Origin of the sequence: Dermabacter sp. HMSC06F07 (assembly GCF_001807345.1) — a bacterium.
Classification (GTDB): Bacteria; Actinomycetota; Actinomycetes; order Actinomycetales; family Dermabacteraceae; genus Dermabacter; species Dermabacter hominis.
In genome coordinates this window covers 16,360-32,821 of sequence record NZ_KV788587.1, presented here as the reverse complement: position 1 = coordinate 32,821, position 16,462 = coordinate 16,360, and the positions used below count along the sequence as shown (strand labels likewise).

General features: G+C 59.2%; 13 protein-coding genes. 11 read left to right on the top strand and 2 right to left on the bottom strand.

The genetic code is table 11. From position 1 onward, the window contains the following. The first annotated feature begins 275 nt into the window (after window positions 1-275). The 11 genes from HMPREF3157_RS06420 to HMPREF3157_RS06370 all read left to right on the top strand — a co-directional run bounded on the left by HMPREF3157_RS06420 (window position 276) and on the right by HMPREF3157_RS06370 (window position 12,827). Window positions 276-1,307: a LacI family DNA-binding transcriptional regulator gene (locus HMPREF3157_RS06420; RefSeq protein ID WP_070435882.1), complete on the top strand. Its 1,032-nt coding sequence runs from the start codon at window positions 276-278 to the stop codon at window positions 1,305-1,307. A 25-nt stretch (window positions 1,308-1,332) separates the two neighbouring features. Continuing rightward, window positions 1,333-2,637, top strand: coding sequence for an ABC transporter substrate-binding protein (locus HMPREF3157_RS06415; RefSeq protein ID WP_070435881.1), 1,305 nt, complete (start codon window positions 1,333-1,335; stop codon window positions 2,635-2,637). Window positions 2,638-2,738: 101 nt separating this feature from the next. After that, the gene (locus tag HMPREF3157_RS06410; RefSeq protein WP_070435880.1) at window positions 2,739-3,584 is read left to right on the top strand and encodes a carbohydrate ABC transporter permease; all 846 of its coding nucleotides are present in this window, start codon (window positions 2,739-2,741) and stop codon (window positions 3,582-3,584) included. Continuing rightward, the gene (locus HMPREF3157_RS06405; protein ID WP_070435879.1) at window positions 3,577-4,473 is read left to right on the top strand and encodes a carbohydrate ABC transporter permease; all 897 of its coding nucleotides are present in this window, start codon (window positions 3,577-3,579) and stop codon (window positions 4,471-4,473) included. The genes HMPREF3157_RS06410 and HMPREF3157_RS06405 overlap by 8 nt, the downstream gene beginning before the upstream one ends. A gap of 11 nt (window positions 4,474-4,484) precedes the next feature. Then, window positions 4,485-5,582, top strand: a complete 1,098-nt coding sequence (locus tag HMPREF3157_RS06400) for a glycoside hydrolase family 172 protein (protein ID WP_246816543.1) — start codon at window positions 4,485-4,487, stop codon at window positions 5,580-5,582. A 157-nt stretch (window positions 5,583-5,739) separates the two neighbouring features. Further along, window positions 5,740-6,027 carry a hypothetical protein gene (locus HMPREF3157_RS10800; protein ID WP_070435878.1) on the top strand — a complete coding sequence of 96 codons (288 nt, stop codon included), beginning with the start codon at window positions 5,740-5,742 and terminating at the stop codon, window positions 6,025-6,027. An 18-nt stretch (window positions 6,028-6,045) separates the two neighbouring features. After that, window positions 6,046-6,549 (top strand): SNF2-related protein, encoded by a 504-nt coding sequence (locus HMPREF3157_RS06390; RefSeq protein ID WP_070435877.1) that lies wholly within the window; start codon window positions 6,046-6,048, stop codon window positions 6,547-6,549. A gap of 3 nt (window positions 6,550-6,552) precedes the next feature. Further along, window positions 6,553-6,717 carry a helix-turn-helix domain-containing protein gene (locus tag HMPREF3157_RS06385; RefSeq protein ID WP_141740643.1) on the top strand — a complete coding sequence of 55 codons (165 nt, stop codon included), beginning with the start codon at window positions 6,553-6,555 and terminating at the stop codon, window positions 6,715-6,717. Then, window positions 6,714-8,495 (top strand): type I restriction-modification system subunit M, encoded by a 1,782-nt coding sequence (locus HMPREF3157_RS06380; RefSeq protein ID WP_070435875.1) that lies wholly within the window; start codon window positions 6,714-6,716, stop codon window positions 8,493-8,495. The genes HMPREF3157_RS06385 and HMPREF3157_RS06380 overlap by 4 nt, the downstream gene beginning before the upstream one ends. Beyond that, the gene (locus tag HMPREF3157_RS10650) at window positions 8,492-9,667 is read left to right on the top strand and encodes a restriction endonuclease subunit S (protein ID WP_210386281.1); all 1,176 of its coding nucleotides are present in this window, start codon (window positions 8,492-8,494) and stop codon (window positions 9,665-9,667) included. The genes HMPREF3157_RS06380 and HMPREF3157_RS10650 overlap by 4 nt, the downstream gene beginning before the upstream one ends. Before the next feature lie 10 nt (window positions 9,668-9,677). Further along, window positions 9,678-12,827, top strand: a complete 3,150-nt coding sequence (locus HMPREF3157_RS06370; protein ID WP_070435874.1) for a type I restriction endonuclease subunit R — start codon at window positions 9,678-9,680, stop codon at window positions 12,825-12,827. 393 nt (window positions 12,828-13,220) lie between these two features. On the opposite strand, the gene HMPREF3157_RS06365 is transcribed toward HMPREF3157_RS06370, so the two are convergent. Beyond that, window positions 13,221-13,901 carry a response regulator gene (locus HMPREF3157_RS06365; protein WP_061211627.1) on the bottom strand — a complete coding sequence of 227 codons (681 nt, stop codon included), beginning with the start codon at window positions 13,899-13,901 and terminating at the stop codon, window positions 13,221-13,223. Next, window positions 13,898-16,462 carry a DUF4118 domain-containing protein gene (locus HMPREF3157_RS06360; RefSeq protein ID WP_070435873.1) on the bottom strand — a complete coding sequence of 855 codons (2,565 nt, stop codon included), beginning with the start codon at window positions 16,460-16,462 and terminating at the stop codon, window positions 13,898-13,900. The genes HMPREF3157_RS06365 and HMPREF3157_RS06360 overlap by 4 nt, the downstream gene beginning before the upstream one ends.

Sequence of the window (16,462 nt, the reverse complement as noted above, 5' to 3'; positions counted from 1 at the left end):
CCACTCGCAAGCAAAACCTCGCCGCGCTCATGCGCAGGCGGGACGGGCCAACGACGTGCCATGGGCGTTCTCCTTCGCGATCGGTGCAGCCTGGCAGTTGGCGCTGCCCTTACTGGACAACAGTCCCGATCCTAGTCGCCGAAAGACGAGCCAAGCCGTAACGGGGAGCCCATAACAAAATTCTTCAGATTCGTCGTTGCGTCAACCGTTTGACGTCTCTAACGTCACGAGTAAATCGATTGACCCACGGCAACGGCGCAAAGGAAGTGGCGGCAATGGTGCGTATGCGAGACATCGCCGAACAGCTCGGTGTATCAGTCTCGACGGTCTCGCTTGCCCTGAATCGCAAGGATCAGGGGAGAGTGAACCCAGAGCTCGCCGAGCGTATTCGCACAGCGGCCATGGACATGGGGTACACGCCCAACCTCCATGCGATCGGACTCAAGCTCAATAAGAGCCACGCGATTGCCCTCATCAGTTACACGAGCGCTGATGACCTCTTCCTTCCCGGCCTTGTGTTGGGCGCGCAATCAGCGGCGACGGAGGCCGGGTACATTCTCGTGACGATCCCCGTCCTCGAGGGGCCGAACGCCGAGCAGGACGCGATTCGCACGGCCCTTCAGCGCGATGTGGACGGCATCATCTTTGCCGCGGACTACTTTCGCAGACGGCAGATACCCGAGGTTCCGCACGGTGTGCCCTTTGTCTTCCTCGACTGTGTCAGTTCTGGACTCTCACCCGTCGTGACTGAGGTTATCGCCGACGAAGTTCAGGGTGCCTATGACGCGACAAAGCACCTCATCGATGCGGGCCACTCTCGCATTGGTTACATCGGAATCGACGAGGAGAAATACATCGCTCGGCATTTGCGTGAAGAGGGTTACCGCAAAGCGATGCAGGAGTTTTTCGGGGACGAGAGCTCAGCCGTCGTGATTAATGCGCTAGACCCTTCGATTTCTGCTGGCGAAAAGGCAGCTAAGGACCTTCTTAGTGGAAGTTCTGAGGAGCGCCCGACAGCCCTGTTCTGCTTCTCCGACCGAACAGCTTTTGGCGTCGCTCGCGCAGCCCAAGCCATCGGCCTTTCGATCCCGAATGATCTCAGCATCGTGGGATTCGACAACGTGCAATACACGTCCGAATTTTTTGAGCCGCGACTCACCACTGTTGAGCTTCCCCACCCTCACATGAGCGCCGAGGCAGTACGTCAGCTCGTGCAATTGATCGACAACGGACCGACGGACCCGTCTCGCATTAAAGTCCCCTGCCCTCTAATTTCTCGAAACTCCGTTTCCACCACTGCGGAATGAACCGCATCAAGTGAAAGGTAAGAAAATGAAAATCACGCGACGTCAGACTCTTGGCGCACTCGGCATCGCCGCCGCAGCGCCGATGATCGCCACTGGTCTCACCGCATGTGGATCGTCGGGCGAGGGTGACGGCAAGTCGCTCAAGATCCTCCAGTACGAGGACCCGACCTCGGCCCAGGGCCAAGGGTGGAAGAAGGCGCTCGAAATCTTCAAGGAGAAGCACCCTGACGTGGAGGTGAGCTTCGAGCAAACGAGCTTCGACGCCGTGCGCCAGAACGCAAAAATTACGCTCTCGGGCAATGACGTTCCCGATGTCATCGAGTTCAACAAGGGAAATGCCGACGGTGGCCAGCTCGCCATGCAAGGCCTGCTCACCAACCTCACTGACGAAGTCAGCACGCGCGGTTGGGACGACAAGGTCGGCCCCTCAATGCGTTCGTTCGCACTCTATGAGAACGGCATGGCTGGCTCGGGCGATTGGTACGGAATTCCGAACATCGGCGAGTACGTCACGCTGTTCTACAACGAGGATCTGCTCAAGGAGCACGGTGTAGAACCAGACTTCAGTGACCTCGATGCGCTCGAGGCCGGCATGGACACGCTCATGGCGGCTGGGGTCACCCCGATTGCAAGCTCGGCGGCGACGAGCCAAGGATTCAACCAAATGTGGGTGTGGTACTCGCTCGTGTCGGCAATAGCGACACGCGACGAAATCGATGACTTCATGTTTGTGAAGAATCCCGTGGACTTCACCTCTGGCCCGTGGGCAGAGGGCGCCAAGCGGTTCCAGTCGTGGATCGAGCGGGGGTACGTCGGCAAGGACATCGCGGGCCTCAACTTCGAGCAAGCGACGGTGAACTTCCTCAGCGGTAAGGCCGCGATGGTTGTGTGGAACCACGGCGTCTTCCACCGGGCAGTGAGTGAAGCAAACTTCAATTGGGGCTACACAACCTTCCCCGGAGCGAACCTCGTGATGGGCTCGTCGGGCCACCTGTGGGGCGTCCCAGAGCGCGCGAAGAACAAGGAGCTCGCGTACGAGTGGATCGACATCACGCTCTCGGACGAGGTGCAAAATGTCATCGGCGAGCTCGGCGGCCTGCCGATCGCAGGTGACCCCTCCGCAATCAGTGATGAACGCACACGCGAGTACACCGAGCGTTTCGTTGAGCTCATGGACGGTGATGTGCTGTCGTACTACCCCGATTACCCGGTGATTGGGTTCCTCGACTTCATCCAGGAACACATGCAGGCGATGTCGAACGGGAACGAGACCGCGGACGATTTCATCAAGGCTCTTCAGGACTTCTATGACGCGGGCGTTGGGAAGTGACCGCGATGAGCGCAATAAGCGTCGAGGGTCGTGCTCGACCTAGAGACCGGGATCGTCACAACGCTCGGCACAAGGAACGGTATTGGCCGTACTTGTTGCCGATGACAATCGGCTTTTCGGTCATCGTCTTAATCCCACTGTTCGGAAACCTCTTCATCAGTCTCTTTGACTGGCGAGGCGGAGCCGCGCAGATGAATTGGGTCGGGCTCGAGAACTACACCACCTTGTTCCAGGACGATGCCTTTTGGATGTCGTTCAAGAACTCGCTCTTGATGATCGTGGCGATCGTCGTCGTTCCCACACTTCTGGGTCTTCTCCTCGCCGCGATCCTCTTCAACCTCGTGGCCCCGCGATACGGAGCTCGCATCGCAAGCTTCTTGCGCGGATGCTACTACCTTCCGCAGATCCTCCCCATTGCCGTTGCCGGCTTTATTTGGAGCTGGGTGATGAATACGGATGCGGGTGCGGTGAACGCGGTCCTTCGCAGCGTGGGGATCTCCAATCCGCCGGATTGGCTCGGTGACCCGAAGGTCGCGATCGTCACGGTCATGCTCATGCTCGTGTGGTTGCAGCTCGGATACCCACTTGTCATCTTCATGGCGGCGCTCGGGCGAGTCGATCCGTCTCTCTATGAGGCGGCAGACCTTGACGGCGCTTCATGGTTTCAGCAACTTCGGAAAATCACCATCCCGGAGATCCGGCCCGAAATTTTCATCGTGACCCTGACGGCGACCGTCGCCGCTCTCAAGGTCTTCGCGCCCATCCTCATCCTGACCGGAGGCGGGCCCGAGGGATCGACGGTAGTGCCGAGTTACTACGCCTACCGCAACTTCTTCGAGCTCTCTCGTGTGGGATACGGCGCGACTATCGCCACGGTGATGGCGGCGGTGATCCTCGTGGTTGCACTCGTCATGCTGTGGGTTCAAAGCAGGAGCGAAGATGCGTGATTCGGTGACTAAAGACCCGTTGAGCGACGTCAAAATCCAGAAGCGGGAGCGAGGGACGCTGTGGGAGCGCGTGAGACCCGGATCCTTGCTCATGCTTATCGCGACATGCGCCGGCGCCCTGCTCGTTCTTTCGCCGTTCCTTTTGGTTGTGCTCAATGCTTTCAAGAGCCCGGCGGACTACTCCACGAGGGGCCCCTTGGTGCTGCCGGAAAAGTTTGATCTAGGGCCGCTTCAGAGTTACCTCGACATCATCGATTTTCCGAAAGCCCTCACGAATTCAATCGTGATCTCGGTCGTCGTTGCCGTTGTTGGTGTGTTGATTTCGGTGCTCGCTGCCTATGCGATCGGTATCGGCAGGATCAAAATGCGCACCGGTGTTCTCGCGGTTCTTCTCCTCGGGACCATGATTCCGCAAGAGGCGCTCATTTACCCGCTGTTCTACATCGCGCAAGCAACGGGCACTCTCAACACGATTTGGTCAGTCATCATCATCTTCATCGTGCTGCAGGGAGCATTCGGCACCTACCTGCTCGCAGGGGTGCTCGGAACGTTCCCGCGTGAGCTTCTCGAAGCCGCACGTGTTGATGGCGCGAGCCGCTGGAGGATTCTGTGGACGGTTGTCGTTCCGGTGATTCGCCCGACGCTTGCTGTCTTGATGGTGTTCTTCTTTATTTGGACATGGAACGAGTTTTATATCCCGGTTGTGCTTTTGAATAGCCAGGATGCACAAACGATTCCGATCGCGCTTGCGACACTTCGCGGTCAATACACGGTGGATATGACCGTCGTGAACGCCGGTTCGTTCCTCTCCCTGCTGCCCACCATCGTGTTCTTCCTTATTTTCCAGAAAACCTTGAGCAACGGCGTGACCGCCGGCGCTGTGAAGTAAAAGGAGCAAAAGTGCTGAATATTTTCGATCCCACACACATGAAGTCGGACGTTGTGACCCGCACCTTTAACGCGGAGAATCCTCGCGGTGAGAAGGGAAAGGCCGCGCAGGCCGCATCGCATCTCGGTGTTGCCCGCAAGGGATCGCCCTGCGTGGACCTCAAGCCGGGGGAGGAGCTCGTTCTCGTCGACGTTGAGGGTCCCGGTGTTGTGCGGCATATCTGGATCACCTGCAATGCAGTGACGAAAGCGAACCCCTTCGTCTACCGGAATCTCCTCGTGAAAATGTATTGGGATGGCGAGGAATCGCCTTCGGTCGTGGCGCCCCTCGGGGACTTCTTCTGCTGCGGCGGCGCGATCTCGAGCCGCGTCGAGTCTCTTCCGATCGTTGTGGCACCGAATTCGGGATTCAATTCGTTCATCTCGATGCCGTTCCGTTCGCATGCCCGGATCGTCATCGAAAGCCAACATCCGGACGTCATCGAAGGGGTCTTCTACCAGGTGGATTGCACGCTCGGCGATGAACTCGATGAATCATCAGGCTACTTCCACGCACAGTGGCGCCGAAGCAATGGCGACCTCGGCAAGGGCAACGATCACGTCGTTCTCGAGAACATTAAAGGCAGTGGCGTTTACCTGGGTTCCTTCTTCACCCTGACCTCGCTTGAGCGTTACTGGTGGGGCGAGGGCGAGCTCAAGTTCTTCATCGATGGAGACGATAAGTGGCCCACCCTCACGAGCACGGGCCTTGAAGATTATGTGGGTGGCTCCTGGGCATTCCAGGATGCTTTGCGGAAGGATCCAGAACCGATCCCTCAGACCTACTCGAGCCACTCATTCGGTTTCACGCGCGTCGACGTCAAGGACCGCTCAAAGTTCTCAAACTACGAGCACGGCATGCCGCCGCACTTCGATATGTACCGCTGGCACCTGCTTGATCCGATCTACTTCGCTGAGAATTTGCGGGTCACGCAGCAGATGATCGGCGACTGGGATAACGGACTTTTCGAGCGTAATGACGACATCGCGAGCGTTGCCTATTGGTACCTCGACCATCCGACGGATGTGAGCGGCACGGTGGGCTCTGCCGAGGATCGCCGGCCGCGCTAAACCTTTTCCGCTCACCGCTACCGTAGGGCCGCCGTAAAGGTATCCGTACGGGAAGGAACACCAAAGAGGTGCTGAGCCCGCTTGGGTTCGGCACCTCTTTCGCGCTGCCCGTGACACAATGGTTTCGCCCCGTTCACGCCCCTCGAGGAAGGAGCCCGTGAGCGCGACCCCCATTGACGCCACGTCTAATGTGAGCGGCGTTGCCGCGATGAGTCCGCCGGGTTCGCTCGTACGTGTACGCGATGAGACGTGGCTCGTAATCCCGATGGAGAGGACGTCGGATGGCGCGTTTTTCACGGTGCGGGGTGTGAGTGACTTCGTGGAGGGCATCGAGGCGCAATTTTACGAGAGCCTCGACCGGGTTGTCCCGGTGAATCCGCGTGAGGCGCGGCTTGTGGGTGATGCGTCTCCGCACTATCGAAAGACTCGCCTGTGGCTCGAGTAGACTTTGCGGAAAACACCTGTGCCGATCGCGCATCCGGGGCTCACGGTGGCGCCGCGGATACTCGCGGATGATTTGCCGTATCAGCGTGAGGCGGTTGAGCGGGCGCTGGACCCGGAGCGGCTGAGGCCGTGGCTCCTGATCGCGGATGCGGCTGGTCTCGGGAAGACTCTCGAGATCGGCATGATTTTGACGGAGCTTATGCGCCGCGGTCGGGGCCGGCGCGTGCTCATCGTGTGCCCGAAGCACGTACTTGAGCAGATGCAGCACGAGATGTGGGTGCGCTTTGCCCTTCCGTTTGTACGCCTTGATTCGCAGAGTAAGCAGGCGGTGAAGCAGAATCTTCCGGCAACCAGTAATTCTGTTTCATATTTCGAGAAGGTCGCCATCTCGATCGACACGCTTAAGCAAGAGCGTTTCGTTCACGACCTTCGCTCGCACACGTGGGATGCGGTTGTCATTGACGAGTTGAATGATGCTTTATGTGTATCTCCGACTGTGAACTGGAAGGACAGGCTCAAGTAAAATTTGCGTGAGGTAGCCAAGCTTTCATCCACAACGATGGCCAGGCTCAACAACGGCGACAACGTCACCACCGACGTGCTCCTGCGCATCTGCCAGGTCCTCAACTGTCAGATCGGCGAAATCGTCGAAGTTGTTCCTACTAGCGAATCGAAAGAACACAACGAATGAGCCAACTGGGATCTTTTATCTGGGGCACCGCCGACATTTTGCGAGGCCCCTACAAGGCAAGTCAGTACGGCAATGTCATCTTGCCCATGACAATTCTGCGCCGTCTTGACTGCGTCCTTGAAGAGCACCGAACTACCATCGAGCCACTGGTCGAGCGCTTCGGCAACAATCCTGAACTCCTGTCCGCACAGGTGCAGCGCGCCACCGGCCTGCCGTTCTACAACACCAGCCCTTGGACGCTCAAAACCCTCCTGGGAGATCCCAAGGGCATCGAAGCGAACCTGAAGCACTACGTCAACGGCTTCTCCGACAACATGGACGTTTTCGAACGCTTTAAGCTCGCTGACGAGATCGCCACCATGGCCGAGAAGAACATCCTGTACATCGTGGTAGAGCGCTTCTCCAAAATCGATCTGCACCCCAAGACGGTAACGAACGCTGAGATGGGCGACCTCTACGAGTACCTCATCCGCACGTTCAACGAGTCCTCTAACGAGGCTCCGGGTGAGCACTTCACTCCGCGTGATGCCATCCGGCTGCTCGTGGATCTTGTCTTTGCTGGTGACGACGAGGCGCTGAGCACTCCAGGCACCATCCGGTCGATCTACGATCCCACGGTCGGCACAGGGGGAATGCTCTCCATCGCTGAAGAACATCTGATCGGCAGCAGTGACAGGCCCGGCTTGAATCCACAAGCCCAGCTTCGGCTTTACGGGCAGGAATGGAACGATCACTCCTATGCGGTGTGCAAATCCGACCTGCTGATCAAAGGCTATGACTCCAGCAACATTCAGCTCGGCGACACGCTTGCCGACGACAAATTCGCTGGCCAGACCTTCGACTATTGCATGTCGAACCCACCGTATGGCGACGACTGGAAAGCCAGCCAATCGGCCGTCATGGAGGACCTGAAAGAGCTTGGCAGTTCCTCTCGTTTCTACGCTGGTGGCGATAAACCCAAACAGAATGTTCCCGCCGTCAGCGACGGGCAGATGCTCTTCCTTCAACACGTGGTGGGCAAACTGCGCCCCAAGGTCAAGGGCGGTGGCCGGGGCGGTATCGTCATGAACGGCTCACCGCTGTTCAATGGCGCTGCGGAGTCAGGACCGTCCAACATTCGCAAATGGCTGCTCGAACATGACCTGGTGGACGCCATTGTGGCCTTGCCAACCGACATGTTCTATAACACCGGCATCGCCACCTACATCTGGATCGTCGATAACAACAAGCCCGAAGAACGTAAGGGCAAGGTGCAACTGATTGACGGGACCGAGTTCTACGAAAAGATGCGAAAAAAGCTCGGCGACAAGGGGCGTGAAATTAGCGAGGCCAACCGCTCCACGATCGTTAAGCTCTACGACGCCTACGTTGACACTGAACACTGCAAGATCGTCCCCATCGAGGAGTTCGCCTACTGGCTCGTTACAGTGGAGCGCCCCCAACGCGACGAACACGGCGAGGTCATCACGAACACTCGTGGCAAGAAGCAACCAGACACGGCGCTGCGTGACACCGAACGCGTCCCTTTCACCTACGGTGGCAACACCATGGGTGGCGGCGGGCGGCAGGAAACCATCCAGGCATACTTCGATGCTGAGGTGAAGCCCTACGTGCCAGACGCATGGGTCGACGAGAAGAAGACAAAGATCGGCTACGAAATCCCCTTTACGAGGTTCTTCTACCGCTACCAACCGCCACGACCACTCGAAGATATCGACGCCGAGCTCCACCAGGTGACCTCGCAAATCCTGCAGTTGCTGAACGAGGTGACCGAATGATGGTCAATAGCCCGGCTCAGCGCTCACTTCCGCTCTTTGCTGTATTTGAAGAAACCGCCGTCAAGAACGATGGAATGGCGGAAACGAATCTTCTGTCCCTAAGCTACGGAAGAATCGTGCCGAAGAGTATTGATACCGTCGGCGGGCTACTGCCTGCCTCGTTTGAGAGCTATCAGATAGTTAATCCGGGCCAAATAGTGCTCAGACTCACCGACATGCAGAATGATCAAAAAAGCCTGCGATCTGGTCTTGTTCGAGAACGAGGCATCATTACTTCTGCGTACTGCGCCCTCCAGAGCAGAGGATGGGGCGAAGAATGGAACCGCTACTTTGACTACTTTTTTCACGCGCTGGACGTTTCAAAGCAACTCTATTCCCTAGGCGGAGGCGTACGTCAGTCCTTAAAGTATGCGGACATCAAGCATGTTCGAGTTTTGATTCCGTCGGAGAGCGCTCGGGATCAGATTGTTCGTTACCTCGATGTGGAGACGGCGAAGATCGACCACCTCATCGCCAAACAACGAGAGCTTCTCAAATTGCTCGATCTTCGCGACGAGGCACGCTGGAATGAGGCCTTCACGGGGTTCACGCCCTTGAAAACGTTGCCGTTGAAGCGTTTACTTGTCAAACAATATCGACCGGTGGTTGAAGGGGCCGGCGTCGTCACTGCTTTTCGTAATGGCGAGGTAACACTGCGCTCAAACCGTCGGGAAGAAGGGTTCACTTTCTCAGAGTCGGAAGCTGGATATCAAGGGGTAGTTGCGGGCGACTTGGTGTTCCACGGCCTGGACGGCTTTGCGGGTGCCGTCGGTATCTCTGATAGCGATGGTCAGTCGACACCCGTTTATCACATCTGTCGCCTCCGTAATGAAGATGACAATCTTCAATTCATTGCTTACTTGCTCCGATATCTGGGGAATAGTGGATTCTTGGCTACCCAAGCACCGAGCGTTCGCCAACGTGCCGTGGACTTCAGGAATTGGCAGACTTTTGGTCGGATTCCGCTTTCGCTGCCCGACGGGAAAGCACAGCAAAGGATTGTGTCTGAGCTAGATGAGAGCGCGGAAGCGCTTGCTCGCGCTAGGACCACAATTGAGCGGGCTTTGGGACTCTTGCAGGAGCGACGGTCAGCTTTGATTACGGCTGCTGTGACTGGGCAGATTGAGGTATAGGGAGACGAGCATGGGTGTTCAGCACGAGAAGAACTTCGAGACCGAGATTTGTGAGTACCTCGGTGCGAATGGTTGGTTGTACGAAGAGAATTTCACTGGATATGACCAGGAGCATGCACTGATTCCGGAGGATGCGTTTGCCTGGCTTCAGGGGACGCAACCTGAACAGTGGGCGCGGGTCATGCCGGATAACGGTTCGGCGGTGGAGACTGCTCTTGCACAGCGGTTGCTGCTGGATCGGCTCGTGAAGGAGCTTGACCAGCCGCTTGAGCATGGCGGCGGTCTGCTTGCCGTGTTGCGTGGTGGCTTCAGGAAGACTCCAGCGAAGTTCTTCATGTGTGCGTTTAAGCCTGCGACCTCGATGAACCCCGTGGCTCAGCAGCACTACCAGGCGAACCGGCTGCGGGTGGTGCGGCAGGTGCACCACTCCAAGAAGCGCCCGCAGGATTCGATCGATCTGGTGTTCTTCGTCAACGGCCTACCGGTGGCGACCGCCGAGCTCAAGACCGACAACACGCAGTCGATTGATGACGCGGTGCGTCAATACCGTCGAGATCGTCTGCCTCAAGGTGAACCGTTGCTGAAGTTCGGCTCCCGTGCGCTGGTGCACTTTGCGGTTTCCACTGATGAAATCCGGATGACCACGAAGCTAGATGGTGAGAACACGGTGTTCTTGCCGTTTAACCTCGGCAATGATGGCGGTGCCGGTAATCCGGTCAACCCGAATGGCGCTGCCACCTCGTACCTGTGGGAGCGGGTGCTCCAGCGTGATAACTGGCTGCAGATCCTGGAACGATTTGTGCACCTGCAGATTACCGAGAAGGTCGACCCAATCACTGGCGCTCGCTCGCGTAGCAAACAGATCATCTTCCCGCGCTTCCACCAGTGGGAGGCCGCCACTAGCTTGCTCGAGACCACGAGCGCTGAGGGACCAGGGAGTAAATACCTGATTCAGCACTCTGCAGGATCAGGAAAAACGAACTCGATCGCGTGGCTTGCTCACGGGCTCGCGAACCTCCACAACAGTGACAACTCGAAGACCTTTGATTCGGTCATCGTCGTGACTGACCGCACCGTTCTCGACGACCAGCTTCAGAAAGCCATCAAGGGAATCGAGGGCACGAAGGGAGTCGTCGGAACGATCAACGCTGACGAGGTACGTAAAGCGTCAGCTACCTCAAAATCCGACTTGTTAGCCAAGGAACTAAGCAGCGGAAAACTCATCATCATCGTCACGCTTCAGACGTTCCCGTTCGTGCTCGAGGCGCTTGCGCAGCAGGGTGGGCTTGCCGATCGCAAGTTCGCGGTGATCGCGGACGAGGCTCACTCGTCCCAGACCGGTACAAGTGCTCAGAAGTTGCGACAGGTTCTCTCACAAGCAGAGGTCGAAGCCCTCGAGGACGGTGGCGAAGTCAGTGTCGAGGACGTGCTTGCCGCTGAGATGGCAGCGCGGGCGACAGCCCAGAACATCTCGTTCTATGCCTTTACTGCGACCCCTAAGGGCAAGACACTGGAGATGTTCGGCCGTCCGGGTGCCGATGGTTTGCCACAGCCTTTCCACGTGTACACGATGCAGCAGGCCATCGAGGAGGGCTTTATCCTCGATGTTTTGCGTAACTACACGACTTATAAGACGGCTTTTCAGCTCGCCCAGAAAGCTGGTGGGGCTGTTGGCGCTCAAGATCTCGTTGATGAGGGCACCGCGAAAAGGGGCCTGATGCGGTGGGTGAGTCTGCATCCCACCAACATTGCTCAGAAAGTTCAGATCATCGTCGAGCATTTTCGTGAAAACGTTGCTGAGCTCCTCGATGGGCACGCTAAGGCGATGGTAGTGACCTCGAGCCGAGCAGCTGCACTGAAGTACAAGATGGCAATCGACGCCTACGTTGAAAAACACGCCTATCCGTTGGGAACCCTGGTGGCGTTCTCCGGAAGCTTGAGCGCTGAGCAGATTGATGATGCCGTGCCCGGCGTGCAGGAGCCGTATACAGAAGCGAACATGAACCCTGACCTGCGCGGGCGTGGGATTCCACAGGCGTTCGCGGGCGATCAGTTCCAGGTTTTGATCGTCGCCAACAAGTACCAGACGGGCTTTGATCAACCACTGCTGTGCGCGATGTACGTGGACAAACGCCTTGACGGGATCGAAGCAGTCCAGACGCTTTCCCGCCTAAACCGTACCCTGCCGTCCAAGGGTAAAGACACCACGTACATTCTTGACTTCGTCAACGACACGGACACGATCCTCGACGCATTCCTGCCGTACTACCGCACTGCCGAAATCGTCGAAACTACCGACCCAGATCTCGTGCATGACCTTGCGCGGAAGCTTGAAATTGCCGGGATTTATACGAAGGATGACGTGGATGCTTTCGCGCGGGCATTCGTCATCGAGAAGAAGCACGGTAAGCACACTGCACCGCTGAAGCAGGCCGCTGACCGGTTTAATGATCTCTACGTGGCCGCCTTGGCCGACGACTCAAAAGCCGAGACCGACGAGCTTGACCTCTTCCGCAAGGACGTTGGCTCATTCGTTCGCCTCTACGATTTCCTGTCTCAAGTTGTCGACTATCAGGACACCGACCTCGAGAAGGTTGCCCTGTTTCTCCGGCTGCTGCGACCGCGACTTACGGGCCGCAAGACTCCAGCAGAGCTGGACTTTAGCAACATCGAGCTCACCCACATCAAGCAGACGCGCAAGAGCGAAGGGGCTATTTCACTCGGGGGCGACGGTGAGAAGCTCAAACCGATGGGAGTTGGTGGTGGACGTTCGCGCGACCCGCACCTGGTGGCCTGGGAAGAAATCCTGAACAACATCAATTCCCTGTTTGAAGACGAAGACTTCGATCCTGGTTCAGTGGAGTCCTGGGTGCAGGGCGTCGTCACGATTCTCGTTCAGAATGAAGAAATCAAGGATCAGGTCAACGCAAACACCAAGGAGCAGTTTCGTGAGTCGCAGACGATCGAAACTGCCGTCACGAACGCGGTGCTCGATCACCAGGACTCTCAGCAAAGCATCATGGAGAAGTTCTTCGAAAGTGCTCATCGTAAGGGCCGGATCATTAAAGAGATCTCCGATCTTGTTTACTGGGAACTCCGACACCAGGCTGAGTACAATACACAGTCTGAAGACGACGGAGAGGACGGCGACCAGGAGTAACCATTACTGCGCGAGAAATTCCGACTGGTTCCCCCTTCTGCGGGCGCCAGCTGGGGTAGCGACGTGCCGGACACACGGCGGTTCAGCAGCCTAATTGCAAAACGATAGCGGCAGCCAAAAACCTTAGTTCATAGCCGGTATCGGTGCGGGTGCGTTCGCGATTGAACCGATCTGGAGGCACTATTGCCGAGGGCCTCGATAGTGTGATCGTTGTGCTGCCTTCGTAGGCCGAGCACCTGAGTGGAGGCGGACACAAGCCCCTGCATCGGAGTCTTCAACTGGACCAAAAACACTCCGCGAACGCTTCCTTCTGTATGTGGGGGCGACCCGAGCCCGCGAACGCCTCGTCGTCACCTGGACGAAACAGCGCAGCGCCTACCTGCCACGCTAACGCTAGCTGCCAAGCACGAAGCGGTGGCCGAGGCCGGGCTCGGTGAGGAAGTAGCGAGGGGCGGAGGAATCCTCCTCGAGTTTCTGGCGGATCTGCGACATGTAGACCCGCACGTAGCCGGCCTCGTTCGTGTATTCGGGGCCCCACACGTTCTCGAGCAGCTCGTCCTTGCGCACGAGCTGATTGGGGTGGCTCACGAGGTAGCTCACGATGCCCCACTCGTGCGGGGTGAGGCGCGCGGGCGTGCCGTTGACGGTTGCGGTTTTCGCGGCGAGGTCGATCGTGAGGCGCCCGTCGGTGGTGGTCACGACGGGGGAGGGGGAGCCCGACGTTCGCCGCCGGAGGTTGGCGCGCAAACGCGCAAGGAGCTCCCCGAGCGCGAAGGGTTTGGTCACGTAGTCGTCGGCGCCGCGATCGAGTGCCTCGATCTTCGTGTGGGTTTCGTGGCGGGCGGTCACGACGATGATCGGGACGTCTGACCAGCCGCGGATCCCGTCGATGACGTCGAGGCCGCTCATGTGCGGCAGGCCGAGGTCGAGGAGGACGGCCTCGATCGGGTTGTCGGCGGCCATGACGAGCGCCTGTTCCCCGGTCGTGGCCGTGAGCACCTGGTATTTGCGGGCCGTGAGGTTCACGGTCATGGCCCTGGCCAGTGCCGGATCGTCCTCGACGATGAGAATCATGACGCGCTCCCAACGGTGGTGGTCTCGTGTGTGGGGGTGGGCGCACTGTCGGCGGTGGCTGGGGTGATGGTGAGCGGCAGTGACAGCACCATTGTGAGCCCACCTCCTGGAGTGTCGTCGGCGGTGAGCGTGCCGCCCACGCCTTCCGCGAGCCCGCGCGCGACCGCGGCGCCGAGGCCGAGCCCGTGGCTGTTCGTCGTGTCACCGAACCGCGTGAAGGGCGTGAACAGGCGCGCCTTGCTCTCCTCGGTGAGGCCGGGTCCGTAATCGATCACGCGAATGAGGATACGCTCGCCGTCCTGTGTCGCGTCGATCGTGACTCCCGCGTCGGTGTGTTTGGCCGCGTTGCTGATGAGGTTCTCGAGCACGCGCCCCATGAGCGCCGCATCCGTCGTGATCGCCGGCAGTTCGCGCGGAACACGCACTTCGAGCGAAGGCGGCACGAGGGAGGGGTCCATGTGGTGGAGGGTTTGGGCAACCAGCTCGACGGGTCCGACGGTGACTGCCTTAACCTCGAGCTTATTCGTGTGGATGCGCGACATATCCAGGAGGTCCGCGACGATCCGATCCAGCCTGTCCGAGGACGATTCGATCGTGCGCAAAAGCTCCACCTGGGCGTCGCGGGGAAGATCAACGTCGTCGAGGAGGAGACCGGACACGGCCGTTTTGATCGTCGCGAGTGGGGTGCGCAGGTCGTGCGAGACGGCCGTCAAAAGCGCCGTGCGAACGGAGTTCGCGGCCTCGAGCTGCCGGGCCTGCGTGCGGGCCCGGTTGAGCTGCGCGTGGGTCATGAGGCTCACGAGCCGGCCCGAATAGGCCTCGAGAAGCTGCTGCTCGCTCGACGTGAGCGGGCGGCCAACGAGGGCGAGAACATGCTGGTCGTCGAGCGAAAAGGCTTCGTCGGCGAGCGTGACCGATTCGATCGGGATGCCTACTTTGTACTCGGGCACGAGTGCCGTGCCCTCGACGGTGGCGAGGGCGACGCCATCCTGGCCGAACGTCGTGGCGATCTGTTCGAGGATCTCCTGGATCCCGATGCCGTCGCGGATCACGGAGCGGGCAAGCTCCGTCATGAGCTGCGCGTGCCGGCGCGCCTCCTGGGACTCGCGCTGGCGGCGCACAGCGCCATCGACAACCTGGGCGACGAGGACCGCGACGAGCACGAACACGATGAGCAGGAAGATGTTCTTCGGTTCAGTGATGGACAGCGTGTGCGTGGGCGCGGTGAAAAACCAGTTGAGCAAGAGCGCGCCACCGATGGCGGTCGCGAGAGCCGGCCACAGACCACCCACGAGAGCGACGACGACGGACGCGAGCACGAAGCTCATAATCGCCGTGGACAGGTGCGCCGTGGGTTCGCCGAGCGCGAGGTTCGCGAGGGTGACGACGATTGTGAGAATGGCCGCGAGTGCCCAGCCCGTCGCGAGCCGCGCGGGGGAGAGGCTCGTGGGCGGCGCGGGAGCCGACCAGTGCGTGGCGGGCGGGTCCACGGCGACGATGTGCACGTCGATGTCGCCGGCACCGTCGATAATCGCGGCGCTCGTGGACCGCATGAGCAGCCGCTGCACGAAGCCCTGACGTGAAGCACCCACGACGAGCTGGCTCGCGTTCACGGTCGTGGCGAAATCGAGGAGCGTTTGCGGTACGTCATCGCCCGAAAGTACGTGCCACGAACCTCCGAGAGATTCGGTAAGGGAGCGCGCCTCACTCATCTGCTCGGGCGACATGCGCGGCGGGCCATCCGCCGCGAGGACGTGAACGACGAGGAGCTCGCGACCAGCGATTCGCCCGGCGATGCGGCGGCCACGGCGAATGAGCGCCGCAGTCTTCGGGCCACCGCCAACGGCCACGAGGATCCTCTCGCGCGCCGCCCACGGCTCCTTGATGCCCTCCTCGCTGCGGTACTTCTCGAGACCATCGTCGACCTGATCGGCGAGCCACAAAAGCGCGAGCTCGCGAAGCGCCGTGAGGTTCCCCTTGCGGAAGAACTTACTGAGCGCCGCATCCACGGTCGCCGGCCCGTACACCTGCCCCTGCCGCAGCCGCACGCGCAGCGCATCGGGGCTCAAGTCAATCAGCTCGACCTCCTCCGCTTCACGCAAGACCGGATCGGGAATCGTCTCGTTTTGCACGTGGCCCGTAATGCTCGTGACCACGTCGTTGAGGGACTCAAGGTGCTGAATGTTCACGGTCGAGATGACATTGATGCCCGCATCGAGCACACGGTGAACATCCTGCCAACGCTTCGCCGTCGTATCCTCACCGTGCACGGTATGGGCAAGCTCGTCCACGAGAACGACGTCGGGCTTACGCTCGATAATCGCCGGAACATCAAGCTCGTCATACATCGAACCGCGATAGCTCACCCGCCGAGGCGGAATCACCGGCAGCCCCTCAAGCCTCGCGGCGGTCCCCGAACGCCCGTGGGTTTCAACGACACCCACGACGACGTCCTCGCCGCCCTTCAGGCGGTCATGGGCCTCCTCGAGCATCGCGCAGGTCTTACCTACGCCGGGGGCAGCCCCCAGATACACCTTGAGTACACCGCGCACCGTGTTCAT